This is a genomic window from Weissella sp. LMG 11983, from assembly GCF_025908495.1.
GTDB classification, from domain to species: Bacteria; Bacillota; Bacilli; order Lactobacillales; family Lactobacillaceae; genus Weissella; species Weissella fermenti.
Genome location: NZ_JAOZFD010000001.1, coordinates 1,478,361 through 1,503,476, shown reverse-complemented (window position 1 = coordinate 1,503,476; position 25,116 = coordinate 1,478,361). Strand labels below are relative to the sequence as shown.

Sequence of the window (25,116 nt, the reverse complement as noted above, 5' to 3'; positions counted from 1 at the left end):
TCATATTGATAAATTAATTCTAGCATGCACTGTCGTTTTCGCCTTGCTTTAACGTTCAGATTGGAACGTCTCAATGTGTGTTAGTTGATTCGTTGAAACCTCATCCGCTTTCGGCGATAGCATCGCACTCATGATGTTGTGGCCATCAGTTTTATGACCCAGCCCCAGGGCATGCCCAAGTTCGTGCGCCAGCGTTTTCGTTAACGTGTTTTGATTCGACAACGACAATACGTCCCCAGAAACACGCAGCTCACCGGTTGACGGATTCATCCAGGCCAAGGCATGCGTCCCTGCGTCAGTCCCCTCATCCCCCATCGTACCCGCTCGCACGAGCACATCCGGACTTTGACGTCGTTGAACTTCCTTGATAATAATTTTGCCCTGTGATTTCTCCCGCCAAAATTTAATCGCCTCTTTTAAGGCACGTTGTACATTCGGGGTTGTTGTTTGGAAATCTGATTGCACAATTGCAACGGTTAACTCGCCGTTTTTACCAGTGTACATTCCCAATGAATCACGTGTCGGACCGAAACCACCATTTCGCAGTAATTTTTCATTGCCCGTCTCGGCCTGTTTAATCGTCAAATTATTTAATTGGCGCCGTTGCGAACTGTAGTTAATGGCACTCATAATCGGCTCAAAGCTACTGCCAACTGATCCAAACACCAGCAGCAAGATAATGCTGGTGTAAATAATTCTGCGCTGGTGGCGTGGTTTACGAGGTGCCAGCTTGGTTTCATCTGGTTCCGACTCAACGATGCCGTACGTATCATAAATCAATCGATCCAGCTCTTTATCTTTTTCATCCAAATCCGTCACCCCCTTCGCCTATATCATACCGGGTCAATTTGAATTTTTGCAGAAAAAAAGAGCTGGCGAACCAGCTCACAATCATTATTTAATTTCGGTTGTACATCGTTTGTTGCGCAATCGCAATTTGCTCTGAAAGTGCTTGCGAATCGACTTGCGTCAGGACGTGGTAATCCACTTTTATTTCTTTAAACAAGGCAACTAGCGTATTTTGCGCCTGAACTAGTTGTTCATCAGCGACTTGTGACACCGATGTCTGCTTTTGCACAGTCATGTACATGCGGACGATTTTCAAAATATTCGGCACGTGGTTATAGAGGAACTCATCCGCTAGCACAAGGCGCTCCGGCTTCTCAGCTAACGTTGCCATGATGTTATCCGTGAATAATTCGAATTGGTATTTATCAGCAATCGTCTCCAACTGCCCATCATCCTTAACCGCAGCATTGATAGCTTGAATCTCTTCATAGCCCGTAGCGAAGGCCGTTTGGAAAGCTTGCTTGTCTTTGCGCGACAACCCAGTTAGGTCATACGTGTACTTTTTCGGCAACGTTGCTTCCTGGACAATCGGCTTATCTTGTACCAGGCCAAACCTTACGAGCAACACAGCGATGGCTAAAGCAAGCTTCATTTGCCAAATGGGCTGCGTTAGAAAGAAGTCACCCACTAATAAAGTTGCAGGCATCAACCACAACACCGCGACCTTATCATTCGGCAAAACACCAGCTATAACAGCGCCGATTAAAATCACAACGCTAGCTCGTGGATCAAGGGTCGTCAATTCCAGGCCGAGCGCACCCATCAAAAAGACCGCAATCAATTTATTGCGACGCAACTCAACTGCCGTTAGCGTTCTAAGATTTAACAACATCCGTTTTCCCTCGTTTTCTACGACAGTCACTAGTCGTCCCTTTTACACTGGGTGTATACTGTTTAAAAAAACAGGAGCCGAACCATGACCAAATTAACCCGCCAAATCTTAATACTCGTGATTTTCAGCGGATTATTACTTGGCTTCTATGTTATCGCTATTTACGGACCAAAAGCAACTAGATATACCGTTCACGATTTTAATGACACTTCTGCGCCCTTGACCGCCCAAACTTCAAGCACCTCAAGTACCTCTAACACCTCGAGTGCCGCAAGTTCATCGGCCATCGATTACTCACGCGCACCAGCTAACAATCATCAAGACTATCAATCAACGTTCATGGATAAAGATATTGGCATGAACACCACGGCTAACGGCTTACAGTTCTCCATTTCACATATCAACATTTTGGATACGACGAATTTAGAATCACTTTTCTCACCAGCTGAAAAGGAATTTGTGAGGGCCGACGTGTCATTGCCATACGAATTTTATCGTGTCACACTCCGCGTTACCATCACCAATAACACTAACCAAGCCATCAATTTATTGAACACCAACGTTGCTGGTTGGACACTAGTTGATGGGAACGGCCAAACCTTTACGCATTCTGACATGCGTGTCGGTCACTACATGTACGACCAATTTAATACTGGAATCCTTGAACCCGGTGATTCAAAGTCTGGTAATTTCATTGTGCTGACTGACTCGAATGACTTTGACTATCAACAGATGCAGTTTACAGCAGCCCGTATTACACCCGCGCAAGGCACAAATGATTATCCAGTTACATTCAATGTTTCAACCGTTCAGTAATACAAAACGCTCTTACCACTTCGTTGCGGTAAGAGCGTTTTTTGTTTGATATTAATATGGCATCTTAATGGCATCCAAAAGTTGCATATCAGCCGGGCTGATTTCAAAATCAACATCCGCATTTTGAGCAACATACTCTGGGTGGTTAGCCTTTGGTAATGGCAAGGTACCCTTAGCCAACGCATAACGGATGGCTAATTGGGCAACTGAACGATCGTAATGTGCTGCAATTTCTTGCAACTCTGGCATACGCAACAAACGGCCCGTTCCAATTGGGCTGTACGCCTCAACTAGCAAACCATTTGCTTCATCAAACGGTTGGTTCACATCTTGCGTCATCCCGATGTGATAAATAATTTGGTTAACCGCTGGTGTAATTGACCCATTATCCAAAATGTTTTTCACATCTTCATTGTTGAAGTTTGATACGCCGATACTCTTTACCTTACCTGCTTGAACCGCTTCCTCCATCGCTTGCCAAACTGCCAAGTTTTCGTCGTAGTAGTTATTACCACGACTTGGACGCACGTTTGGCACTTCCATTTGGTTCCATGGACGCGGTGCGTGAATCAACAGCAAATCAATGTAGTCCATGTTCAACGCCGCCAAAGAGTCATCAATTGACTCAGCTGCATGCCGATAATCCTTGATGCTGGCGTCAATCTTAGTTGAAATCGTCAATGTGTCGCGATCGATGCCAGATTCTGCAATCGCAGCCCCAACCGCATCTTCGTTTTGATACATCTGCGCCGTATCAACATACAAGTAGCCTGCCGCCAAAGCAGCCGCAACTAAATCATGAGCTTGTTGCTTGGTTTGTTGCCAAGTTCCCAAGCCAATCTTTGGCATCAACATGCCGTTATTTAGTGTGTATGTTTCGTGTAAAAATGACATCGTCCAGACCTCTTTTCAACTTCATACGCAATATGATACGACCACTTCGCCAAGGTGGTCAGAAAAAGGGCATTAGTTTTCGGCCAACATCTTTTTGACCACTGCCAGCGTTGTTTCAGTCGTCACCTTTTGTTCAACTTTGGCTAGCTGTGCTGGTGTCGCCGCTGGATTTGCTTCTCGGTAAGCTATAACTTGCTCAGCTACCGCTTGCTGCAAAGCCTGTTGTTGTGTTGCGTCTTGGTTACCTTGCAACTTCGTCAAACGCTTAGCCTGTGATTCAGTTACCGCCAACCAACTTGACTTTGGAATCGTGACAACTGAACTTTGCTTGGCAATTGTGCCACCTTCACCACCAAAACCAAGGAGAAATTTAAAGACCTCATTTCGCCACTCCCAACGCGTCGTTGTTGTTTTAACGGTTGCTTTGGGAACATCGGCTTCTCGATAAGTCGCACTCTTTTTTACCGCTTGGACCATATGTTTGGTGTCGGGCACAAAATGTGGGGTCGCTTTGTCCTCTGCCTTATTGGCATACACCAACACATAGTTATCAGCCTTAGTCCCAAGTTCTTTGGTCACGAGTATGCCAATCGGCAGCTTATCGCCAACGGCCGAATAAATCTGTTGCGTCTCAGACCTTGTTACTTTTTTCATGCCGTAATGCCGATCAAAATTAACTAGTAATAACATCACTAAGGCCACGAAGACCGTCCCGCTAATCACACCCAACGGAATACGCCATGCCAACGGTTCAATCCGAATCCATGCCAGGTAAGTCAGAATCGCGACAACTGCTAAAATCGGAATAATCATTCTGCTACCTCCTCATTCGATGCTGCCACTGGCACAATCTTGCCACCCTTCAAGAACAGCGCGACGATAATCCCAATAATTGCGAAACTCAAGCCGATTGCAAAGGATACATGGAACCCTTTCATCGAGGCTTCCAAATAATCCGCCCCATATTGGAGCGGGTTTGTCGTTTCCAAATGCTTAGCTGGCTCGTGGTTAGCAATGACGTTTTGCGTCACTGATGATAGCAAAGCGACAACGATTGCTGACGCTACCTGACGGGCCGTGTTGTTTGCTGCGGTTGCGTGTGGCGCTTCGTTCTTTGGGAGCACCGCCATGGCCATCGCCGTCAACGGTACCAATGCCGTTGCAATTCCAAACATACGCACCGCGTACAGGGTCGTGATGAAATGCGTCGGCGTTGTTGGTGATAAGAACAAGAATGGTAACGTCCCAATTGCCACGAATGTGAAGCCAGTAATCGTCAAACGCTTAGCCCCAATGCGATCGTAATCACGTCCTGCCAACACTGCCATGACACCAATCATCAGCGCCCCTGGCATTAGCGTTAGTCCTGACTGCAATGGCGTTAACAGGTGTACGTTCTGCAAGTATGTTGGGAGCATCATTTCGACGCCCATCATGGCACTCATCGACATCATCACGCAGATGGTCGTCAGCGTGAATTGCTTGTTCTTAAACACACGCACGTCCACAAACGGCTCATCCAAACGAAGCTGACGTAGCACGAATAGCACAATGATTAACGCCCCCATAATCATTGGTACGATAACCGTTTTGACGTTGCCCCATCCATCGGTTGCGACGTTGGTAAATGCCCACAAGAATGACCCGAATCCAACCGTTGAGATAACAAGTGATGGTAAATCAAGTTTCATCCGTTCGTTCTTAATGACGTTTTTAATAAAGAACGGCGCAGCGATGATAACAAGCGCCAGCACCGCCATTGGCAAATGAAAAATCAACCGCCATGAACCGTTCAAGTTCAAACCCATTACTGTCCCGTGCTTTTGTAGCAGCCAGCCAGATAACGTTGGTCCAATCGCCGGCGCTAATCCGATGACGATTCCGTTCAACCCCATAGCTGTTCCACGTGCTTCAGCTGGGAAAATATTCACCATGACCACTTGCATCAACGGCATTGAAATACCAACGGCAATCGCAGCGATAATTCGTCCAGCCAGGAACATCCACCACATATCATGATGAGCTGGTGTTAATGACGTAATCGTCATACCGGTAAACAACAGCAGATAGGCTGTGATATACAACACTTTCGTCGGTATACGGGTTGATAAGAATGCCGAAACTGGCATCATAATTCCGTTCGCCAGCATAAACCACGTCGTTGCCTGTTGTGCGGTCGCTAACGTAATATCGAAATCACGCATCAGCGTTGGAATGGCTGTCCCGAGTGATGTCTGCATCAATGCTCCGGCAAACGTTCCAATCAACAGCACCGCAACCATCGCATTACGATTAAACGGTTTGCCGTTGATATCTGTAAATTGTTGTTTTGCCATAGATACCCCCTCAATAGCTTTATTCACCTATCTTACGGAGTGAATTTGAATATTGTGGGGATGAGCTCCTGGCTTTCATACAAAAAACACTGAACAGTTGCTGCGGTGTACCCAAAAAGTTAGAGTAAAATATTTTAGCTGATTAAGCGGCCATTTGTCGGTATTCTACCGGTGAGTGGCCGTTTAATTTTGCTTGAATTCGTGTGTTGTTGTAATACAGTATCCAATTGTTAATTGCATCAATCAACTCTTTTGCTGAAGAATAATTGTTCAATGGGCCGATTTCGACTTTCAACTTATTAAAGAAACTTTCCATAACCGCATTGTCTAGAGCGGTCGCACGACGCGACATGCTTTGGATGATGCGGTTTTGCTTTAGTTTCTTACGCCATACTCTGTGACGATATTGCCAGCCTTGATCGGTGTGAATGGTTGTTCGATAAGTAAGTTCTGGCAGTTGCTCTACGAGCTGATTAAGTGGTTGTAAGGTAAATTCAAGATTTGGACGGGTGCTAATTGAATGTGTAAGAATTTCGTTATTGTACATTTCAAGAATTGGCTCTAAATAAACTTTTTCTCCGGTGGCCGGAATTTTGAATTCCGTAACATTGCTCTTATGATGAGATTCCGGACTAGTTTTTCTAGTTTGGTAAAATATCATCATAGGAGTATTTTTATTTATGGTTACACGTTATGAAGAGGACTTTAAAAAGTCCATCGTGGAGATGGTTAAAGCGGGCCGTCGGCCCGATGAATTATCCAAGGAATACGGTCCTTCAGCCGATTCAATTCGGAATTGGGTCAAAAAATATGCGCCTGTAGAAGTGAATGGCGAATCAATATCAGCTGATGAATTGAAGAAGTTGCGTAAGGAAAACGCAATTTTGAAAGAAGAGCTCGAAATTTTAAAACGTGCGGCGGTGTTGCTGGCAAAACATTAGTTTTGCGCGGTAGAAGTGTTGTTTTACCAATTATCCACAAAAATTTGGTACAGGGGCACCGCATCACACGCGTTCTGAGTGCTTTGAAAATTCCAATGTCCACTTACTCTGACTGGATCCATTGGGAGCCGAGCGCACAAGAAATACAACACAACAAATTGAGAATTGCCGTCGAATCAATTTACACAGCCAATAAAGGCATTTATGGTTATCGACGAATTGCTAAAACCATGCGCGACTTATTCAAACTAGCAATCAGCGACCGCTTTGTATGGCAATTGATGAGTGAAGCTGGCTTGAAATCGCGTATGCAAAAGCGATATAACAAGCCTACAACAGTCAATGACAAAGATCAGATGCCAAATCTCATTATCAATCTGGATGACCTAAGTGGCGTAATTACAACTGACATTACGTATATCCAGTTGACCGATAAGACATGGGTTTACATGGCTAGTGCATATGATCCGGAAGACCGTAAGGTGCTGTCGTATCGAATCGCAGATACGATGACAGCTCAACTAGCAACCTCAGTAATCGTTAAGGCGCTAAGACGAGGTGAAAAAACACTGTATGTGCATAGCGATATGGGAAGCCAGTATACCAGCGAATTGTTTGAAAATACACTGGAGTCCATAGGTATTAGGCACTCTTACTCCCGTAAAGGGCACCCTTACGATAATGCCCGCATCGAAAGTTTTCACTCGTTACTCAAGAGGGAGCTGATCTACCAACAGGATTTCGAGAGTATCGCTGATGTGCAAGCCGCTGTTGGATGGTACGTCAACTGGTATAACAACAATCGTATATCACTCCGTGATGCCGCCTAGACCAATTTCTAGATGACATAAACGCGATTATACAAATTTGCCTATACACCGGCGTTTACAAGCACTGACTTTGTGAAGTCCAAAAATCACTCTGACAAGTGCTTATTTGCTATACCCTCAGACTTGTGAAATTCAACAAAATCCAAACTAGACCACCGTAACTCCATAGCCTCCGGCAGGCACAGGGGCAAAACCCCTGGACCCCATTAAAAAATGACCCAAAATCTGTACGAAATCAGGTCATTTTGAAAAATTTTCGTGGTACGAGCCCTAGCGGGCTCTAAAAAGAGGTCCGGAGTCTTGACATCAGAGCCCATCGCTAGATAGTTTTTGTAATGGTCGATCGGTCTTGAAACGACGGTGAAATCTTATTCTTCACGCGCTTTCCTTCAGGCCCCTTAGATGAATCATACTTGCGCGATTGTTTGTTATATCCAACGCCTTTTAATCCCATCTCATGCATCAGCCGTTGAACTTTCTTGTGATTTACCTCTGCGAACTCAGGCTGCTTCCGCAACTCTAAATACACTCGACGCACACCATAGTGATTATCAGCTTCCCAAATTGTCCTGATGGCCACTCTAAGTGGCTCATCGGAATCGTCCTTTTGAAACTTTCGTTTCCAGTAATGCACTGTACTTTCTGCGATTGGAAGAACCTTTAGTATATCTACTAGTTTAAATTGTGCCTCGAGTCGGCAAACTACTTCTGCGAGTTGTCGGTTCGTTGCTGAATCGAGGCTAATAATTTTAACGCTTCATTTTCAATCTTTAGTCGAAGAACTTCATCTTCGAGTTGAGAAAGTCGATTTTCTTGCTCTGTTAATTTTTTGACTGACTTAGGCTTCTTGTTTGGCATCTCAGGTTTTCGTCCTTTTTGAATAGACAATAACCCATTTGGGCCTAGTTTGGAATAAATTTCTTTCCATGCACGCATTTGTGCAGTGCCGGTATAACCGAACTTAGCCGCTATTTCAGTATATGAAGCGTTATTTTTGATTGCCCAAGAAGCCAATGCAATTCTAAATTCCGTAGTAACTTTTGGCGGATTGAACAACACATCTGGCCCATGTGTTTCGTAGGCTGCAATGAGGACTAAAAATGCCGTTGAGTCCAGACCATAACGTCTCGCTATCGACCTTTTGCTGTCGACTCCTAGAAAATATTCCTGGATAGCTTTAAATTTTGTTTGTTTTGAGATTCTAGTCATAAAGAAAACCCCGAAAGTTACTTTAACTTTCGGGGTACACCACATGCCCTGCTCAGTGTTTTCAAAAATACTTATACTTGTGATGCCGGATAGACAATCCAAGCGTAGTGTTGCGTGGTATCAAATAAGGTTGGTAACGTGAATTTCTCATTTTGAATGAAAGCCGTCGTGTCACCATACGGACCACCAGTTCCTAACCACATACGGTACGTAGCATCATTCCGATCAACTTCCTGACCAGGTAAATAAATCGTGATGGCATCATTTAGGCCAATACCGTACGGTTCGGCTGTGATTTCACGTACGCCATCAACAATCGTTGTCACATTCGCCGGATTATAATCAAGTTGCGACACCGTCATTGTGTAGGCGGTAGCCGATACCTTTTGCACATTGTCTAAGCGTCCCGTGAATTCAGATATCTTCATGCTTCCCTTGGGATAATCAGTCCCTGAGTCACCCATATCTGAATCCGTAAACTTACCAGAAAATGTCCCGTCTTCATTAATGGTCATGACAGTGCGCCAACCGCCTGCACCGGATGTGAACCAAAAGTCACGACCAGCAATCTGTTGAAAAATCGTTTTCTGTTGCTTGGGTTTGTTAGTCTGCTGTTCACTTGATGCCTGTTGCTTAGCGTTCGTGGTGACCTTATCTGTTGAATGGGCATCACTAATCAGCCCCATACCTATATAGCCGATTCCGACAGCTGCAGCAACACCCAAAATGCCAATTCCCCACTGCATTATTTTTTTCATGTGGCCCCTCCAATAGAATTGCATGGCGTTCTATGACTTCAGCATACCAGAATTATTCGGATTGACCCTCTCAAAAGCTCAACGGGTAATAAAAAAGGATTCCGTCCCACGGAATCCTTTTCAATACATTTAAATATTAACCAACTTACCCTTTTTGTCCTTCGCAATCATAAAGAATACAACTGCCGCAATCGACCATGCCCACACAATGTGGCCGAAGAACTCTGAGAAGTGCTCATCAAATGGTTGGTTCCAAGGAGCTGGCACAGTTCCCATTGCTGGCATCAAAACGATGTGCCAAGCGAACCAAAGGAAGATACCGTAAGCAGCACCTTGCCACAACCCAACCTTTGACCAGTATTGTGAAATAAACACATAGGCCATGGCAAAGAATACAGAAAATGAAAAGTGCAAAATCAATGTAAACCAAAAGACCTTTTGATCATGTGAATAATAAACGTAGGCGTGTGTCAAACTGTGTGGCACCCCAAATTGTTCCATCATTGTTTGTGGCGGATTCGTCAAATTACGCGCAATTGTACGCGGTGGCAACAAATTCTCCCAACCAATCTTAACCATGCCGGAAATCATTCCAGCAACAAAGCCATACCACACACTCTTAAGGATAATTTCCTTCAAGCTAGCGACTGGCTTATCCAACTTAAACATCTCTATACCTCCATAAGTCGTCTTACGCACTTTTCCTATACGCATACCAACTAATTAACATTGATAAATTTATCACAAGACACTTACAATGTCAAAGCAATTAAAAAATACCGTTTGGCATATCAACCAAACGGTATTTCATATTATTTTTCTTCAATTATGGTCGTAACCCGGTCACGTGCTCGCTTAATCGCTTGTTCGGATAAGCAATATTGTTGCATCGTGGCATCGATTGTTGCGTCATCATAGCCAGAATTCGTAGCCACTAACTTCACCAACTTAGCAACACCCACCGGAATATCAATCTCACGTTGGTATAACAGGCCATGGTACATCACTTCAGTAAACCCACCCCACGCATCAATCAAATGAATGTCCAGCATCGCCGGTTCAACAACCTTGTGCGCAGACAGCAATTCCAACGACCAATTGATTTGTTGGAACATGGCAGCATCAGCTAAACGTCGATTTTCAAGAATATCGAGATTGAATTGACGCATCTCTTTTGAATGGAAAAATGTGTAAAAATAAATCTGGATGGCCAAATAATAGCGCGACAACTTATCCACGTCAGGATACAGATTATCAACCACCGCCATAATCGTTTCTGAGACTTGCGAATTAACAATCGTGGCGAAATCTGCCTTCTTCGAGAAGTAGTACTGCACAATTGATCGTTGAAGTCCCGCACGTTGAGCAACCGCCGAAAAACTCGTTTTTGCATATCCTTGTTCAACAAACAATCCCCAAATCGCGCGGCGAATATCAGTAATTGTTTGTTCATTACGTTGTCGTCCCATGTAAGCCCAGCCTCCTAAAAAGAACTTCATCCATTTTCGCCCATATTCAACAGAATAACAAGCAACTGCTGTATTAAAAAATGCCGATGGCTTAACAACCATCGGCATTTAACTTTATTCAATTAATTAAGCGTAGTTCTTCAAATAAGAAATACCCATGGCACCTGGGCCAGCATGTGTTGACTCGATTGGCGTTGTTTCAGCAATATCCACAATTGCATCTGGGAACAATTCACGAGCACGTGCTGCCAAGTTTTCGGCATCTTCAGCTGCGTCAGCGTGTGAAATACCGATAACCGCAATACCATTTTCTTCCGCTTGCATACGCTCAAAAATCAAGTCTTGGTAGGCCTTAATTGTCTTCTTACCACGACCCTTAACTTCCATCGTGATTTGACCAAGTGGCACGTGCGCCCCAACCTTGATATCCAACAATGAACCAATCAAGCCGGCTGTCTTTGACAAACGACCACCTGCGACCAAGTTCTTCAACGTGCTAACAGTTAGGTACAATTCCGTGTTATCTTCGACGCGTTGCAATTCTGCCAAAATTTCATCACGTGTTGCACCGGCTTCGGCCATGCGACCAGCGACCAACACTTGCATCGCCAAGGCACGATCAATGTAGTTTGAATCACGCACAACGACATCTTGTGGCACCATGCGTGATGCTTGTTCAGCTGCTTGTACCGTCCCTGACAGGTTATGCGTCAAATGCAATGACAAGATTTCAACATCTTCAGGTAGTGTTTCATAAACTTCTGTAAACGCGCCTAATGATGGTTGCGATGTTGTTGGCAACGCCTTAGCTTCCGCCATCTTCTCAATAAATTCGCTTGGTGTAATTGATACCCCATCGTGGTACACCACGCCATCAATCATCACCGTTAGAGGTACAACCGCAATATCATATGCAGCCACTTCTTCCGGCGTCAAACGCGCTGTTGAGTCAGTTACAATTTTTACTTTAGCCATTTCAAATTCCCCTCGACCTTCTGGTTGAAATACTTATGTTTAATAACTAAACCATCTAGTATCTAAAACTATATCATATATAGGACGATTTTAAAATACGGGTCAGTGTTGCAATAGCGCAAAAAAATACTCCCAACTAGCATGGCGCTAATCAGGAGTTTCATTATCAATTAAATTGGCATTTCAAGTGTCATTCGTTCAGCGATATCCAACAAGTATTGTGACACTTGTTGGTCTTGCATTGTCTTAATGAGGCGGACAAATTCATCGAAGCGTGGCTTGGTTAATTCTGCTAAAGCGCGGGAGTTATCCAAGAAAGCAATAATGATTTGTAACCCGAAATAGGCTTGGCGCATACTCAACACGCCAAACAATTCGCTAGCCAACAACTTCGTGAAGTTCTCATCTGATAGCGCTTGTAGTGGCATTTGCCATTGCCCACCAGCCGTCTCCGTGAGATTATCAAGGATTTCTTCAGCCAAACGAATTTGATCAGCTTCCAACACATCCCCCAATTGAATTTGCAACTTCTCAATAAAGATATCAACTTGGTTATGATTGTCTTCACGCAACTCAGCTGGCGTTGTCGCCATCAATACTGGCAGCTTCGCCAATTCAGTTTGGTGTAATTCCTTCTGAACCGCTTGCAATAAACGTTCTTTATCATCAAAGACCACTTGACCACGGTCATTCAGTTGCACAACCGGTCCCAGCAAATCATTAATTTGTTGCACCCAAACCTGCACTTGATGGTGGGTCTCATCCGCTGATTGGTGGCCGAACGCCATCGCAATGTGTTTAATCATCTCAACCTTTGTTCGACCATACAGTGCATCCAGCACCGCCAACTGCGTATTGTGGGCAATCGTTTTTTGCCAACGTTCAAAATCATAATCTGCTTCCCAATCTGGATCCAAACTTTGAATGTAGAATGGTTCCATGTATTGGTAGAACAAGCGCGCGTCTTGGTTCTTCAACTTAATATCTTGGAACAAACGTTCATTTTCCAAGTAATCCCATAGGCCACCAAAACCTCGACCAATTGCGCCAAACTTCTCTTGGCCCGCCTTGCTAGCCCAATAGTCATCCGCGAATTCATCCAACGCTTGTTGATCATTCAAACTGATGCCGGCCTCAGCGGCAACCGTTGCCACGCGCTTATCAGCCGAATAGTAACCTGGGTATGATGCCTCATGTTCAAACTGCCAAGCAAGTTGTTGAGCAGTCGCCATAACCGTTGGCGCATCAACAGCCACGGCCGGATTGGCATCAATAAACATCGCAATCACATCGGGTAAGTTTTGCTGTTGCTCAACCGTCAAAACCACCGTTGGCACAAAGTAATTAAACAAAATGCGCTTTAAGCCGTTCGTCGTCCACTTACCGAGTGGTTCATGGGCAATTTCACGCATCATATCAGCGAACAGTGGCAACATTGTCGTCACCATCGACTCTTGTACGGCACTGTCCAGTGCCACAAATTGTGATTGTGTGGCCAGCTTAGCCAACAACGGCTTAATCGTATCGGTCGTTTGTGACTCCTCGTCCGCCAGTGAGTCGTTAGCCAAGTTTTCGCGATAAGCTGCTAATTCATCAATCACCCATTGTTCGGCAAGGTTCGACGCCAAATCAACTTGTGCCATCCCATTCAAAGCCAAGAATTGTAGCAAATCTGTCGTGAACGCAATAATCGTTTCATCATCCAATGCTTGAAATTGATCATGCGACCCAATCGTAAAGGTCAATCCCAACAACACATCTTCAACATCCCATGCAATCGTTGGCTTGTTTGTCACCAAATACACATCATCCAAAATCGCTGCACTCATTTGTTGGGCATTCACCCACTCCGTTTGCTTGGCGAACGATGCCGTTAAGTCTCTAAACTGTTGACGGTTGCGCTTCAACGTCCTTGTTAATTGGTCCCAATGCCGTCCCAGCCGTTGATAATCCAGCTCGCACATCGTCCACCAATGCTTCATCAATAAAACCATCTTGATCTAATTTGAGTTGCATGATTTTATCCCTCTCAACTACTTTAATTAAGAGTAGTATACAGCAAACGCCCCCGACTAACAGTTCGCTAGTCAGGGGCGTTTTCGTTTTTTTGGAATTACTTTTTACTTAGCTTATTTGTCAGGAACATTGCTGGAATCAAAATCAACAATGACAAACCTGCTGACCAGGCAAAGCCGGTTTGGTAACCAACGGCAATGCTGGTGTGCGTTGTCATATAGCCGGCGACCACCGTTGCAATGACAGCTGAACCAAAGGCACCACCAATATTTTGGAAGGTACGTGAGGCAACTGAGATTGACCCAGAATCCCGTTGGCTACCACCAACAAAGGCATCCGTCATCAAAGGTGACAAGATACCACCAGCTCCGATTCCGCGAACCAACAACACGAGACCAACTAGCCAGTAGGCAGTGTGGCCATCGAAGTACACAAATGGCACCGTACCGACTAATGTAATGAATAGACTCACAATCGTGACATAACGTGCGCCAATGCGATCAATTAACTTACCAACAATTGGTCGTGCCAACAACATGCCGACACCTTGTGGGATGAGTGACAACCCAGCCACAATCACTGAATCACCACGCAAGTTTTGGAAGAACAAAGGCAACAAGAGCATTGCACCGTTCGTTGCCACACCACCAACGACCATCCCCACCATCGCAGCAGAGAAATTTTTGCGCGTAAACAAGCGAATTGGCAAAATCGCTTTATCACCCATGAAGTGTGCGTAGATACCATAAACCGCCATCAACACAACGCCTGCACCGACATAAGCAAGCGTCGTGTGGTTGGTGAAATCACCCTTGGTACTAGCTTGGACAATACCGTAAATGATTGTTGATGAGACACCAGCCAGTAGCGCCACTCCAATGACATCAAACTTCGCGTGACGATCTTTCGCTTCAAAGTTTGGCAACTTTAGCGCAATTAGGAATGAGGCCAAAATCACAATTGGCACATTGATATAGAAAATCCAGCGCCATGACGCATATTGCAACACAATACCACCGACAACCGGTCCCAAGATAGGTCCAAGCATAATTGGCAAACCAACAACTGCCATCAAGCGTCCCATCGCATCACTACCAGCTAGGTCCACTAGCAAAGTTGTTAGCAACGGCGTTAACATCCCCGCCGCCGCACCTTGGAAAAGTCGGAAAACAATCAGACTGTCGATATTCCAAGCCAGTGCTGACGCTAGCGAGAAGACCCCAAATGCGATTTCCGCTGCCAAGAACACCCACTTACCACTAAAGCGATTAACTAACCAACCCGCGAATGGCACCGCGACGGCCGTTGCTAACACGTAACCTGTAATGACCCATTGAATCGTCGACAACGTTGCACCAAAATCGCGTGCTAAATCATTAACCGCGATATTAACCATTGTTGCATCGAGCATCGGTGCAATTGCGCCTAACACCAAAATCCACGCCATGTTAATCACATGCTTTGGCAAGGCATCTGTCTTTTTCTCTGCCATCTCTTCTACCTTCTTTTACACTTCGTTTCTTTTTAAGGTACACTGTGTATCTTTTGAACAAAAGCTATTATAGACACAACTTTTTTTAAAACGCAAGCATTTTAGATACATTGTGTATCTTGTTTTCGAAAACTCAGGTACAATGGAGGTACAGATATTAATTGAAAGGTTGGTCGTAACGCTATGGCTACTCGAAAAACTGGGGACGATCTCACGAACGCTATTTTTAGCGTCACCCGTGACATCATGGCCCGAGAAGGTTATCAAGCCGTTAATTTCGCTCGCATCGCTCGTGAATCTGGTACTTCCCGAACGGTACTGTACCGTCGTTGGCCCTCACCATTCGCTTTAATGACCGAGGCAATTCAAGACGAAGCCCATCAAGTACAAGGTAAGTTAGTCGATGCCGACTTCAGCACCGGTTCACTACGCGGTGATTTGTTAGAAATGTTGACCCGATACAAGCATTCAGCAGATATTATGGGGCGCACCTACAACCGTGCTATTTTGGGTGAAGTCAGCAAAGACGACAACACTGACGTACTCACTTTCTTGAACCAAATTAAGCAATCCAACTTGTTCATCATGGAGCGCATTTTATCTAAGGCGCAGCTCAATGGTGAAATCAATAACACCACCACCGACATGGTGAAATTATTGCCATTCGAACTGCTTCGTTATCACTTCTTAATGAGTGATGAACCCATTACCGATGATTTTGTCGCTGAATTGGTAGATGAAGTGATTTTGCCAGCCATTATGAATCAACAACGCTAAAAAACGCCCTGACCGAATTTGAACCGGTCAGGGCGTTTTTTAGCGTTGTCTTTACTTAACAAGCGTCGTTTCGACAAAGCTTGCAAGGTAGTCAAGGCTGCTCAATTGCGCATTGCAAAGTGAGCTATCACGGCAAATAAGATTACCGCGCTTCGTATAATTACCGTCAGCACCTCGTGACTTCACCTTTGATAGGAACATTGAAACCGTTCCTAGTTGATGACAGATGGCACACAATCCGTTCAACGGCTTTGGATCGAAATCACCATAGATGCCCACCAACTTACCATCGCGTGGTGCGACGATGTACTTCTTTTGGCTACCATTGTCATTCCAACCCAAGTAAGTCATTTCATGACGATTCATGTTTTCCCACTTAGGTTCAGGTAGCTTCTTAACCTTTTTGAACAACTTACCAAGTTGATTTGCGCTCAACTCAGGGAACGGCGTCACCAATTCTGAAAGTTGCTTAAATGCATGCTCAGCACGTTGCTTTGACATTGCAATTTCAGGTAATTGCGCCAAGAACTCATTGGCGACATCCGTGTCTGGCAAAATGTTCTTAACTGTTTCAATAACATCGGCCTGAACGACAGACTTAACGTTCTTATCGTTAACTGAGTTAAACGCCTTGTTCAAGATGATGACTTGTTCTTTGATTGCAACGAATTCGTGCGGTTGTAGTTGTTTGTCCATGTTTACGCTCCATTACTAGATACACATCGCACAGACTACGCCGGCGATGAAAATTACTTTGACTTAACCTTCATGCGGCGTAGAGATAAAGCAGACTGAGAATGTCGGAGGTTTTATACCTCCGACATGACCAAGTCGCCCTTAACAGGTGCGTCTTTGGTCTAAAACACCTGACTGAAGTCAGGTGTTTTAGACCAACAGCTGCTGTGATAATGATCCAAATACTGGCATCTTCATCATCTCCATTCGTTTTTGATAGTTCAATCATTATATAGAAATGTGTAAAAGTAAGCAATAAAGCGACCTGACTAGTTAATTACCAGCCAGGTCGCTTTGCTATACTTTGCGTTAGTTTTAAAACGCTAATTTTTTATTGCTTCTAATCCAGATTGAAACGCGCCTTTAATTCCGCAACTTTTTCATTAATTTTCTTTTCACGCGCTAACTTGTTTTCAGCTTTTTCTGTTTCACGTACAAGATTTGCCACATCACCTGCAATCATTTCAGCACGTGCCACTTCTTTTATCAATGTGTCGAGGCTCTGACGAGCAATCGGGTCTGCACCTGCTGCGATTAACTCACGGTCCAACGCCCATTCGTCATCCTCTTCAACAACAATTAGTACTGCCGTATCTCCCTCAGAAAGGCGCGTTGCCATGAACGCCAGCAACACCTGATCAGATGCCACTTGCGCAACATCCGAATCAGCCCCCACTAAAGCGCCCAACGTACCGCCGAACAATACACCCAACGGGCCACCAATTAAGCCAATTGCTGAACCAAACACTGACCCAGTCAACCAGCCAGAATCGTCGCGTGTCGTAAATGAATCCTTTAATTTAAAGTCGTGTTCTCCTTGAAGCGTCACAAGGCCAGCCGAAATAATCCGCTCGTTTTCTTTTAAATCCATAAACGCTTTGTAAGCTTGCTCATCTTTCGGAAACACAGCAATAACAGCATTCTTTTCCATAATTCAGTCCCCCGATTATTTGATACCGCAAATATATCTTGGGGCTAAATCAGCGTCAAACCGTTTCGTTTTATCATCAAAAAAATTCAGCGGACACCTTATTACGCTTATGGACAAAAACAACCCTAGCCAGTCATTACAACCAGCTAGGGTGAGAAATATCAGGTGATGTTATTTTTCTAATGATAGCACCGCCACATATGGCAAGTTTTGGTAGTGGTTGTTATAGTCCATGCCATGGAATAAAAGTTGATGTAAGTACAATCCGCAAAGATTGGTGTAGCGACCTTTATGCGACCTGCCCGTTTTCTAAATATACTTTTTTGTGCAACAATTCTGCCGCTAAACGCCACTAAATGGGCGTAACTACAGTAATTCAGGCGAATTTACAAACATTTTCACTTTATGAATATGCTATTCACGTCACAAAATTTGCTTTTGTTCAATCAAAAAATTCCCTAAAAAAACGTGCAATTGGTTTGTCTTTAGAGTCGTTACCAGAGTTTAGGACGATGGGAAGTGCCACTATGAGAGCAGAAACGGTACCAAGAGCCATTATCACACTAAAAACGACTGATACGCTTTGCTTATCTGAAAGGATTCTTTCAATAGTGATGCTAAAAACTCTAGAAAAATCGGCATTTGCAAAATGACCAATTATAAAAATTGGCAAAGCCGCTACCGCGAATATGAAATATGGTATCAAAAAGGACGTATACCAGCCTCCAACTTTTTTGTTTCTCGTCAAAACCATGTGTTCTTCCGTATAATTCGACTCAGTACTGAATTGATTGTTGTAATCATGTTGGAGCAAATCATTCAAACTCCTGACAGCCTCTAATTTTTCATTTTTTTGTTCGCTGGATAATATTTCGAGTTCGTAAATTTTAACAAATAAATCATTAATTAGTTGTCGATTTTCAAGCATTTTCGCCATATCAACATCAAACTTCCTGGATATCGACTCTCGTATTGCCTCGATTTCAAAACCACCAATTTCCATACCCGACAAAATCATCGATTGAATTGTATCCAAATATTTAGAATTCGCTTTTTTCAATTCAGCAGGTTTTCTAATTTTTCTCCAAAGCCACGCCACAATTGTACCGACAATTCCAGGTATAAACCCTAAAACTAGGTTGATTACCATCTAAAACTACCCCTATAGAACAATTTTTACTACTTCCGCTTTCCGTCATTCAAATATAAAGCAACAAACTAATTCTACTTTTGAAATTCAGGTCACATAGAAATTTTTAAAACTCTCGTCTGCATCGCTATATGCTAAAACAATCATCGTCTTAATTCTCATCAGCATAGGTCTATTTTTTAGTAGTGATTTGAAAACATATAACCAATTCATTATTTGGTATTAATTTCAATTTCTTTCATTCTTTGTTGTTTATATTTATCACATACAATTTTAACGTTGTTTCTCACTAAATGAAAGTCACTTTAGCAAATGAATTCCGATTATCATTTCGGCACGATTCAATAACTCTGCTGCTAGTGACACTAGTACCCTTATTTCCATCAGCTTACGAAAAAAACAGCGGGTATTCTCACTGTCATTCTGACTACTGAATTGGATGATAATCCACATCAGTCTCCAAGATCGAATAATCAACTTGCCTTACAGCCCTTTGAGTTGGCGAAGCTGGCAATTGTGACGTCGGAGCAACAATCCATTCAACCACATCACTTTTACCTTCTTCTTCTATCTCATTAAGAATTGCAGTAACACGTTCCTCACCAACAACGTATCGACGTGACAAAACGCCTGTTGCCATGATGATTTTATCGACATTAGGTAACACTTCTTGTAATGCCAATCGAACACGACTCTCCTCCCCACCATGTGTATGTAACGAGTCATTCGTAATTCTGACCGGTTGTTGGCTGAACGCATGAAACTGAAGCACTTCGGCAGCTCTCAAATCCATGTGGCGGATATTCGTATCAATCAACAGGTCAGACAACGCACCTTCAATCACATCACGTGCTGTTACAGCGCTATAAGAATCAATCACTAGATATCGTGTTCCTTCTTGCGACCAAACCCGTCGCCTGTAAAAACCATCGCCCCCATCACGTGCGACCGAGAACTCGACCGTTTGCTGCTCAATTGTCGCAGCTACACTCTTCTTTCGTGCCATTTCTGTTTTCCTCAAGTATTTTTCTTTTGTTATCCAATCATGTGCACGTATTCTGCCTGTAAATGGCCTGTCGCAACAGGTAAATAAGCGACCAGTTAGCAACAACTGCCTCACCACTAATTTCCGTGATTACGAAAAATAACCCTAACCAGTCGATCTGACCAATTAGGGTTATCCCTTGAAACTGCATGATACCACGGTTTCTTTCACTTAATATACTTCTCTAAAATCTTAGCCGCTTAATCTTCGACTTCAAGCACCGCAACGTAAGGTAGATTACGGTGATGATTATTGAAGTCCATGCCATAACCAACCAAGAATTCATTTGGTACTTTTGCTCCCACAAAGTCAGGTGTAATCCCCCCGGCGGACACATCATCACGCTTGTCGACCGCTACAGCCACCAACACTTGATCAGCCCCTCGCTTCTCAAAGTCAGCCTTTAGATAACGCAGCGTCAATCCTGTATCTATCACTTCATCCAGAATAATAACAGTACGGCCAGCTAGGTCAACCTTCAAATCACGTTGAATCGTAATGTGTCCAGTTGACGAATCCCCCACGTAACTCGACACATCAATATAATCCGTTTCAACGTCACGGCCAACCGCACGTAGCAAATCAGCCATCCAAATGTAGGCACCCTTCATGACTCCCACAAAAACAGGTCGGTCAACATGTGCCGTTGCATCGTTGATTTCAGCTGCGACGCGTTCAACCATCGCAGCGATTTCTTCAGTTCCCAAAACAGTCCGTTGCAACGTCATTGTTTCCATGGTTTTACCCCTCATTCCAGATATCAAATAGAATAATCGTTTGCTCGTTTGAAGGACCAACTGCGAATGTGTACAATGGCACACCAATCAATTCTTCAACGCGCTTCAAGTACGCTTCTGCATTAGCTGGCAATTCTTCACGTGACTTTACCCCAGTAATGTCATCATCCCAACCTGGCAACTCTTCATAGATTGGCGTTACGCGACGCACATCTCCCAAGCTTGCTGGGTAATGCTCAATGCGTTGACCGTCCAACTCATAAGCCACCGCAATCTTCAACGTCTTCAAACCTGACAACACATCAAGCGAGTTCAATGACAAGTGTGTGAAACCACCGATGCGGGCAGCGTGGCGCAAAACCACCGTATCCAACCAACCAATACGACGTGGGCGCTTCGTCACAACCCCGTATTCGTGACCGATTTCGCGAATGCGATCACCAACTTCATCGAACAATTCCGTTGGGAAAGGTCCATCCCCAACTCGTGACGTGTAGGCCTTAGCAACACCCACAACACGATCAATCTTTGTTGGGCCGATACCGGCACCAATCGTTGCCCCACCACCAACTGGTGAAGATGATGTCACGTATGGGTACGTGCCGTGGTCGATATCCAACATGGCACCTTGCGCACCTTCAAGCAAGACACGCTTGTTGCTATCTAGGTATTCGTTAACAATCACCGTCGTATCCGTGATATATGGCTTCAATTGTTGACCGTAATCGGTAAATTCGGCAACCAATTCGTCCAAATCAAGTGGCTCATGGTTATAAATCTTTTCCAACAACTCGTTCTTTTCAGCCAAAACCGTTGTCAAACGCTCACGCAAAACAGCTTCGTCCAACAAGTCCACAACACGAATACCAGTACGCGCAGCCTTATCCATATAAGTAGGTCCGATACCACGTCCAGTCGTCCCAATCTTGCCATCACCCTTACGTGCATCAGCCAATTGGTCAATCAAAATGTGGTAAGGGAAAATAACGTGCGCACGATCTGAGATACGCAAATTGTCAGTCGTTACACCCTTTTCTTGAATACCGTGCAACTCTTCCAACAATGCCTTCGGGTTAACCACTGACCCATTACCAATCACTGCCAAACGGTTAGGGTTGAAAATCCCTGAAGGAATAGCTGACAACTCAAATTTCTGTCCGTCAACATAAATCGTGTGGCCGGCGTTGTTACCACCTTGGTAACGCACTACCATATCCGAGTTCTGTGCGATGAAGTTTGTAATCTTTCCCTTTCCTTCATCTCCCCATTGACTACCAACAACTACGATTCCTGCCATGATGGCCCCCTTAATTTACTGGAACATCCGTAAAACACGAACATTTCAAAACGTTTTATCACAAAATCTATTTTATCAACAAACATTTGAAGTTTCAACACTAATCGGCGATAAAGTTCGATTTTTGACGACTACTTTTAATTAACACTGTTGATTATTCGTGTTTTCATAACGTTTATTACATTTTGTGCATAATAAAAAGCGATACACCGAAGTATATCGCTTGTACATTAGTGATTATTGCGGTTGACAATCTTAATGATTTCCCATGCAATATTCGGAATCACTGACAAGATTGCGGTGATAATCCATTGCCCAGTCGTCAAGGCGTGGAAGTGGAAAATCTCTTGCGTCACTGGTACTGTCACAACCAACAAACTCAAGACCGCCGCCAAGATGGCCATCATCACCAAACTACGATTTGCTGAAAACTTGATGCGGAACATCGACTTTTCACTACGAATGTTGAAGACGTGTAAGATTGATGTCATCGACAAGACAACGAACGCCATCGTGTGACCGGCTTCAACATTGCCCGTCCAGACACCGTACCCTTGAGCTAACAGCGTAATCACGGCGAACAAGATGGCATTAAAGGCAATGCGAATACCTAATCCGTGGGCAAATACGCTGGCCTTTGGATTAATTGGCTTCTCGTTCATCACGTCACCGTGCGCTGGCTCCTTAGCCAAGGCGAATCCTGGCAACCCATCAGATACCAAGTTAATGAACAACAACTGGGCTGCCATAAACGGACTACCCCAGCCGAAGATCATCGCCATGACAATCACGATAATTTCTGACATGTTGGCACTCATCAGGAAGTTAATCGTCTTTCGGATGTTAGCGTAAATGCCACGGCCTTCCTCAACTGCATGCACGATTGTTGCGAAGTTATCGTCAGTCAAAACAATGTCAGCTGCCTCACGGGCAACATCAGTTCCGGTTTGTCCCATGGCAATCCCGGCATTAGCAGCGTTCAAGGCTGGCGCATCATTTACACCGTCACCTGTCATTGCCACCACATCACCGCGCTTCTGCCAGGCCTTAACAATACGAATCTTATCCTCTGGCGTAACACGAGCGTACACGGCATAGTCTTGAACCGTTGCATCTAACTGTTCATCTGACATGGCGTGCAATTCAGCACCCGTTAACGCCTTATCAGTTGGCAACAAAATCCCAATTTCACGGGCAATCGCACTTGCTGTCGCTACGTGGTCACCGGTGATCATTACCGTCTTAATACCGGCCGCACGGGCTTCCGCAACGGCTTGCGCAGACTCTGGACGTGGCGGATCGATAATCCCAACCAATCCAAGCAACTGTATGTTTTGCTCCAACTCTTCGGCTGTCGGTTCTGCCGAAATCGTCGCCAACTTAGTCATCGCAACCGTAATCACACGCAATGCTTGATTACCAAATTGTTGGTTGATTTCGGTTGCACGACTTTGAACATCCGCTGGTAACTTTGGCAACAAGACATCGAATGCCCCCTTGGTAATCGCCAAGTAGCCATCCGCTACCTTATGCACCGTGGTAATGCGCTGTCGAGTTGAGTTGAATGGAATTTCATAAACCTTCGGATACTCAGTTTGCAAAGCACGATAATCATCTACGCCACCGATACTAGCTACCAGGGCAATCTCTGTTGGCAAACCACTTAATTGCCCATCTTGCACTGTCACATTAGTTGATAATGCACCAAAACGAAGTGCGTCCGGTACGGTATCAACTTGATCGACTGGCACAACTTCATCCTTTGTTGCATCCCAAACTTGACGCGCCGTCATCTTGTTTTGCGTCAACGTCCCCGTCTTATCTGATGCAATCACGCTCGCTGATCCCAACGTTTCAACCGCTGGCAAACGACGCACAATTGCGTGGCGGGCAGCCATTCGTTGCACACCCAGCGCCAATGTAATTGTCACGATAACCATCAACGTCTCAGGAACCACCGCAACGGCCAATGACACAGCTGTCATGAACAGCTCCATGATTGGGTCACCTTGCATGATACCCAGTACCAAGACAATCAATGCTGCGACAATGGCCACAACCGTCAATTGACGACCCAATTGAGCCAAACGCTTTTGCATCGGTGTCATTTCACGCTCTTCAGCACCAAGCAAACCAGCAATCTTACCCATTTCGGTTTCCATACCAGTTGCCACAACAACTGCTTCGGCACGCCCATTAACAATGGTTGTCCCGCGGTAAACCATGTTTAAGCGATCACCCAACGGCACGCTCTCACCGGTAATAAAATCTTCGTCCTTTTCAATTGGTTGGCTTTCACCAGTCAGCGCAGATTCTTCCACACGTAAATCCGATGTCTTCAGTAACCGCGCATCGGCTGGAATCTTCACCCCATTTTCAAGAACCAAAATATCCCCAACAACCACATCAGTCATTGGTACGAACACTACTTCACCATTACGGCGGACCTTTGCTTCTTCGCGCTCTAAGCCCTTCAATGAATCCAAGGCCTTTTCGGCACGTCCCTCTTGCACAATCGACAAGACAGAATTAATAACAACAATGGCAATAATCAAGAAACTTTCAAAGTAATCGCCGTGCCCTTGAATCACAGTTGTCACCAATGAAATGACGGCTGCGATAATCAAAATGATTGTTGTAATATCACTCAAACTCCGAATAACCTTCTTGAATAGCCCTTCCTTTGGCGGTTCTACAAACCGGTTATCCCCATACTTTTGACGCACCTCTTGAACCTGAGCGTCGGTTAACCCCGCATCGGGTTGAACACGCATCTTTTCAATGACTTGCGTTAACATTTCCTGGTATATCATATGTCGGCCCTCCTCTTCGTCGGCATATCTCTTCTCAGTTACATTTTAACAATTTCCGTTACTTAGGCCTAATAATGTGCTCAAAATTTGAAAACGTTCGTATTTTACCCAACTTCACACTTACCTTTCGTCATTTGTTCGTGATTTTCGTTGACAACGAACGTTTCATCGCCTAAACTATGAAATTGTTACGAAAGAACTTATTTTATTCTAT

At 44.4% G+C, this 25,116-nt stretch carries 26 protein-coding genes; 4 read left to right on the top strand and 22 right to left on the bottom strand.

Translation table 11 applies throughout. The annotated features are described in order from the left end of the window. Window positions 1-48: 48 nt before the first annotated feature. Both OIT45_RS07550 and OIT45_RS07545 read right to left on the bottom strand, forming a co-directional pair. Window positions 49-819: a matrixin family metalloprotease gene (locus tag OIT45_RS07550; protein WP_264330070.1), complete on the bottom strand. Its 771-nt coding sequence runs from the start codon at window positions 817-819 to the stop codon at window positions 49-51. A gap of 79 nt (window positions 820-898) precedes the next feature. Then, on the bottom strand, window positions 899-1,681 hold the full coding sequence (locus tag OIT45_RS07545; protein WP_199404706.1) for a 5-bromo-4-chloroindolyl phosphate hydrolysis family protein: 783 nt from the start codon (window positions 1,679-1,681) through the stop codon (window positions 899-901). Between the two features lie 84 nt (window positions 1,682-1,765). Here OIT45_RS07545 and OIT45_RS07540 point away from each other — a divergent pair, with 84 nt between their 5' ends. Next, complete coding sequence (locus tag OIT45_RS07540; protein WP_135798366.1) at window positions 1,766-2,497, top strand: hypothetical protein; 732 nt, start codon at window positions 1,766-1,768, stop codon at window positions 2,495-2,497. Between the two features lie 51 nt (window positions 2,498-2,548). Here OIT45_RS07540 and OIT45_RS07535 read toward each other — a convergent pair whose 3' ends face one another. From OIT45_RS07535 to OIT45_RS07520, 4 genes are all read right to left on the bottom strand, one after another. Next, entirely contained in the window at window positions 2,549-3,391 is an 843-nt protein-coding gene (locus OIT45_RS07535) for an aldo/keto reductase (RefSeq protein ID WP_264339970.1), read from the bottom strand. A 72-nt stretch (window positions 3,392-3,463) separates the two neighbouring features. Continuing rightward, window positions 3,464-4,204, bottom strand: coding sequence for a DUF4811 domain-containing protein (locus tag OIT45_RS07530; protein ID WP_199404704.1), 741 nt, complete (start codon window positions 4,202-4,204; stop codon window positions 3,464-3,466). Further along, window positions 4,201-5,727, bottom strand: a complete 1,527-nt coding sequence (locus OIT45_RS07525; RefSeq protein ID WP_135798369.1) for an MDR family MFS transporter — start codon at window positions 5,725-5,727, stop codon at window positions 4,201-4,203. Before OIT45_RS07525 ends, OIT45_RS07530 begins: the two co-directional genes overlap by 4 nt. Before the next feature lie 142 nt (window positions 5,728-5,869). Continuing rightward, a complete protein-coding gene (locus OIT45_RS07520; protein ID WP_264330177.1) occupies window positions 5,870-6,388 on the bottom strand; it encodes an IS3 family transposase in 519 nt (172 codons plus the stop codon). A gap of 19 nt (window positions 6,389-6,407) precedes the next feature. On the opposite strand from OIT45_RS07520, the gene OIT45_RS07515 reads away from it, so the two are divergent. Then, window positions 6,408-6,668, top strand: a complete 261-nt coding sequence (locus OIT45_RS07515; protein WP_199404344.1) for a transposase — start codon at window positions 6,408-6,410, stop codon at window positions 6,666-6,668. A gap of 2 nt (window positions 6,669-6,670) precedes the next feature. Next, window positions 6,671-7,498: an IS3 family transposase gene (locus OIT45_RS07510; RefSeq protein ID WP_264330066.1), complete on the top strand. Its 828-nt coding sequence runs from the start codon at window positions 6,671-6,673 to the stop codon at window positions 7,496-7,498. Window positions 7,499-7,817: 319 nt separating this feature from the next. Here the strand turns inward: OIT45_RS07510 and OIT45_RS12630 are convergent, their stop codons facing one another. From OIT45_RS12630 to OIT45_RS07470, 9 genes are all read right to left on the bottom strand, one after another. Next, entirely contained in the window at window positions 7,818-8,132 is a 315-nt protein-coding gene (locus tag OIT45_RS12630) for an IS3 family transposase (RefSeq protein ID WP_413743291.1), read from the bottom strand. Between the two features lie 68 nt (window positions 8,133-8,200). Continuing rightward, complete coding sequence (locus OIT45_RS07505) at window positions 8,201-8,707, bottom strand: helix-turn-helix domain-containing protein (RefSeq protein WP_264339968.1); 507 nt, start codon at window positions 8,705-8,707, stop codon at window positions 8,201-8,203. A 71-nt stretch (window positions 8,708-8,778) separates the two neighbouring features. Beyond that, window positions 8,779-9,465, bottom strand: a complete 687-nt coding sequence (locus OIT45_RS07500; protein ID WP_199404559.1) for a hypothetical protein — start codon at window positions 9,463-9,465, stop codon at window positions 8,779-8,781. A 129-nt stretch (window positions 9,466-9,594) separates the two neighbouring features. After that, entirely contained in the window at window positions 9,595-10,134 is a 540-nt protein-coding gene (locus OIT45_RS07495) for a YagU family protein (RefSeq protein ID WP_003609683.1), read from the bottom strand. Window positions 10,135-10,277: 143 nt separating this feature from the next. Further along, on the bottom strand, window positions 10,278-10,934 hold the full coding sequence (locus OIT45_RS07490) for a TetR/AcrR family transcriptional regulator (protein WP_199404560.1): 657 nt from the start codon (window positions 10,932-10,934) through the stop codon (window positions 10,278-10,280). Window positions 10,935-11,060: 126 nt separating this feature from the next. Continuing rightward, entirely contained in the window at window positions 11,061-11,909 is an 849-nt protein-coding gene (locus tag OIT45_RS07485) for a DegV family protein (protein WP_135798372.1), read from the bottom strand. 170 nt (window positions 11,910-12,079) lie between these two features. Then, window positions 12,080-13,816 (bottom strand): hypothetical protein, encoded by a 1,737-nt coding sequence (locus OIT45_RS07480; protein WP_264339967.1) that lies wholly within the window; start codon window positions 13,814-13,816, stop codon window positions 12,080-12,082. Further along, on the bottom strand, window positions 13,791-13,925 hold the full coding sequence (locus OIT45_RS07475) for a hypothetical protein (RefSeq protein WP_264339966.1): 135 nt from the start codon (window positions 13,923-13,925) through the stop codon (window positions 13,791-13,793). Before OIT45_RS07475 ends, OIT45_RS07480 begins: the two co-directional genes overlap by 26 nt. A gap of 97 nt (window positions 13,926-14,022) precedes the next feature. Next, entirely contained in the window at window positions 14,023-15,417 is a 1,395-nt protein-coding gene (locus OIT45_RS07470; RefSeq protein WP_199404562.1) for a DHA2 family efflux MFS transporter permease subunit, read from the bottom strand. A 183-nt stretch (window positions 15,418-15,600) separates the two neighbouring features. Between OIT45_RS07470 and OIT45_RS07465 the strand changes: the two genes are divergently transcribed. Next, window positions 15,601-16,194: a TetR/AcrR family transcriptional regulator gene (locus tag OIT45_RS07465; protein WP_199404563.1), complete on the top strand. Its 594-nt coding sequence runs from the start codon at window positions 15,601-15,603 to the stop codon at window positions 16,192-16,194. 51 nt (window positions 16,195-16,245) lie between these two features. Here the strand turns inward: OIT45_RS07465 and OIT45_RS07460 are convergent, their stop codons facing one another. The 7 genes from OIT45_RS07460 to OIT45_RS07430 all read right to left on the bottom strand — a co-directional run bounded on the left by OIT45_RS07460 (window position 16,246) and on the right by OIT45_RS07430 (window position 24,902). Next, window positions 16,246-16,890 carry a FusB/FusC family EF-G-binding protein gene (locus OIT45_RS07460; RefSeq protein ID WP_199404564.1) on the bottom strand — a complete coding sequence of 215 codons (645 nt, stop codon included), beginning with the start codon at window positions 16,888-16,890 and terminating at the stop codon, window positions 16,246-16,248. 379 nt (window positions 16,891-17,269) lie between these two features. After that, window positions 17,270-17,860: a DUF1269 domain-containing protein gene (locus OIT45_RS07455; RefSeq protein ID WP_199404565.1), complete on the bottom strand. Its 591-nt coding sequence runs from the start codon at window positions 17,858-17,860 to the stop codon at window positions 17,270-17,272. A 442-nt stretch (window positions 17,861-18,302) separates the two neighbouring features. Next, window positions 18,303-19,010 (bottom strand): hypothetical protein, encoded by a 708-nt coding sequence (locus tag OIT45_RS07450; RefSeq protein WP_199404566.1) that lies wholly within the window; start codon window positions 19,008-19,010, stop codon window positions 18,303-18,305. Window positions 19,011-19,437: 427 nt separating this feature from the next. After that, on the bottom strand, window positions 19,438-20,016 hold the full coding sequence (locus OIT45_RS07445) for a hypothetical protein (protein ID WP_199404567.1): 579 nt from the start codon (window positions 20,014-20,016) through the stop codon (window positions 19,438-19,440). Between the two features lie 239 nt (window positions 20,017-20,255). Next, window positions 20,256-20,792, bottom strand: coding sequence for a phosphoribosyltransferase (locus tag OIT45_RS07440; protein WP_199404568.1), 537 nt, complete (start codon window positions 20,790-20,792; stop codon window positions 20,256-20,258). A 4-nt stretch (window positions 20,793-20,796) separates the two neighbouring features. After that, window positions 20,797-22,089, bottom strand: coding sequence for an adenylosuccinate synthase (locus tag OIT45_RS07435; RefSeq protein WP_135520489.1), 1,293 nt, complete (start codon window positions 22,087-22,089; stop codon window positions 20,797-20,799). Between the two features lie 230 nt (window positions 22,090-22,319). Next, the gene (locus OIT45_RS07430; protein WP_264339965.1) at window positions 22,320-24,902 is read right to left on the bottom strand and encodes a cation-translocating P-type ATPase; all 2,583 of its coding nucleotides are present in this window, start codon (window positions 24,900-24,902) and stop codon (window positions 22,320-22,322) included. Window positions 24,903-25,116 lie beyond the last annotated feature (214 nt).

Coding starts and splice junctions, on each gene's coding strand:
- OIT45_RS07545 (WP_199404706.1), bottom strand. CDS start 1,681: ATGTTGTTAAATCTTAGAACGCTAACGGCAGTTGAGTTGCGTCGCAAT.
- OIT45_RS07540 (WP_135798366.1), top strand. CDS start 1,766: ATGACCAAATTAACCCGCCAAATCTTAATACTCGTGATTTTCAGCGGA.
- OIT45_RS07535 (WP_264339970.1), bottom strand. CDS start 3,391: ATGTCATTTTTACACGAAACATACACACTAAATAACGGCATGTTGATG.
- OIT45_RS07530 (WP_199404704.1), bottom strand. CDS start 4,204: ATGATTATTCCGATTTTAGCAGTTGTCGCGATTCTGACTTACCTGGCA.
- OIT45_RS07525 (WP_135798369.1), bottom strand. CDS start 5,727: ATGGCAAAACAACAATTTACAGATATCAACGGCAAACCGTTTAATCGT.
- OIT45_RS07520 (WP_264330177.1), bottom strand. CDS start 6,388: ATGATATTTTACCAAACTAGAAAAACTAGTCCGGAATCTCATCATAAG.
- OIT45_RS07515 (WP_199404344.1), top strand. CDS start 6,408: ATGGTTACACGTTATGAAGAGGACTTTAAAAAGTCCATCGTGGAGATG.
- OIT45_RS07505 (WP_264339968.1), bottom strand. CDS start 8,707: ATGACTAGAATCTCAAAACAAACAAAATTTAAAGCTATCCAGGAATAT.
- OIT45_RS07500 (WP_199404559.1), bottom strand. CDS start 9,465: ATGAAAAAAATAATGCAGTGGGGAATTGGCATTTTGGGTGTTGCTGCA.
- OIT45_RS07495 (WP_003609683.1), bottom strand. CDS start 10,134: ATGTTTAAGTTGGATAAGCCAGTCGCTAGCTTGAAGGAAATTATCCTT.
- OIT45_RS07490 (WP_199404560.1), bottom strand. CDS start 10,934: ATGGGACGACAACGTAATGAACAAACAATTACTGATATTCGCCGCGCG.
- OIT45_RS07485 (WP_135798372.1), bottom strand. CDS start 11,909: ATGGCTAAAGTAAAAATTGTAACTGACTCAACAGCGCGTTTGACGCCG.
- OIT45_RS07475 (WP_264339966.1), bottom strand. CDS start 13,925: ATGCAACTCAAATTAGATCAAGATGGTTTTATTGATGAAGCATTGGTG.
- OIT45_RS07470 (WP_199404562.1), bottom strand. CDS start 15,417: ATGGCAGAGAAAAAGACAGATGCCTTGCCAAAGCATGTGATTAACATG.
- OIT45_RS07465 (WP_199404563.1), top strand. CDS start 15,601: ATGGCTACTCGAAAAACTGGGGACGATCTCACGAACGCTATTTTTAGC.
- OIT45_RS07460 (WP_199404564.1), bottom strand. CDS start 16,890: ATGGACAAACAACTACAACCGCACGAATTCGTTGCAATCAAAGAACAA.
- OIT45_RS07455 (WP_199404565.1), bottom strand. CDS start 17,860: ATGGAAAAGAATGCTGTTATTGCTGTGTTTCCGAAAGATGAGCAAGCT.
- OIT45_RS07450 (WP_199404566.1), bottom strand. CDS start 19,010: ATGGTAATCAACCTAGTTTTAGGGTTTATACCTGGAATTGTCGGTACA.
- OIT45_RS07445 (WP_199404567.1), bottom strand. CDS start 20,016: ATGGCACGAAAGAAGAGTGTAGCTGCGACAATTGAGCAGCAAACGGTC.
- OIT45_RS07440 (WP_199404568.1), bottom strand. CDS start 20,792: ATGGAAACAATGACGTTGCAACGGACTGTTTTGGGAACTGAAGAAATC.
- OIT45_RS07435 (WP_135520489.1), bottom strand. CDS start 22,089: ATGGCAGGAATCGTAGTTGTTGGTAGTCAATGGGGAGATGAAGGAAAG.
- OIT45_RS07430 (WP_264339965.1), bottom strand. CDS start 24,902: ATGATATACCAGGAAATGTTAACGCAAGTCATTGAAAAGATGCGTGTT.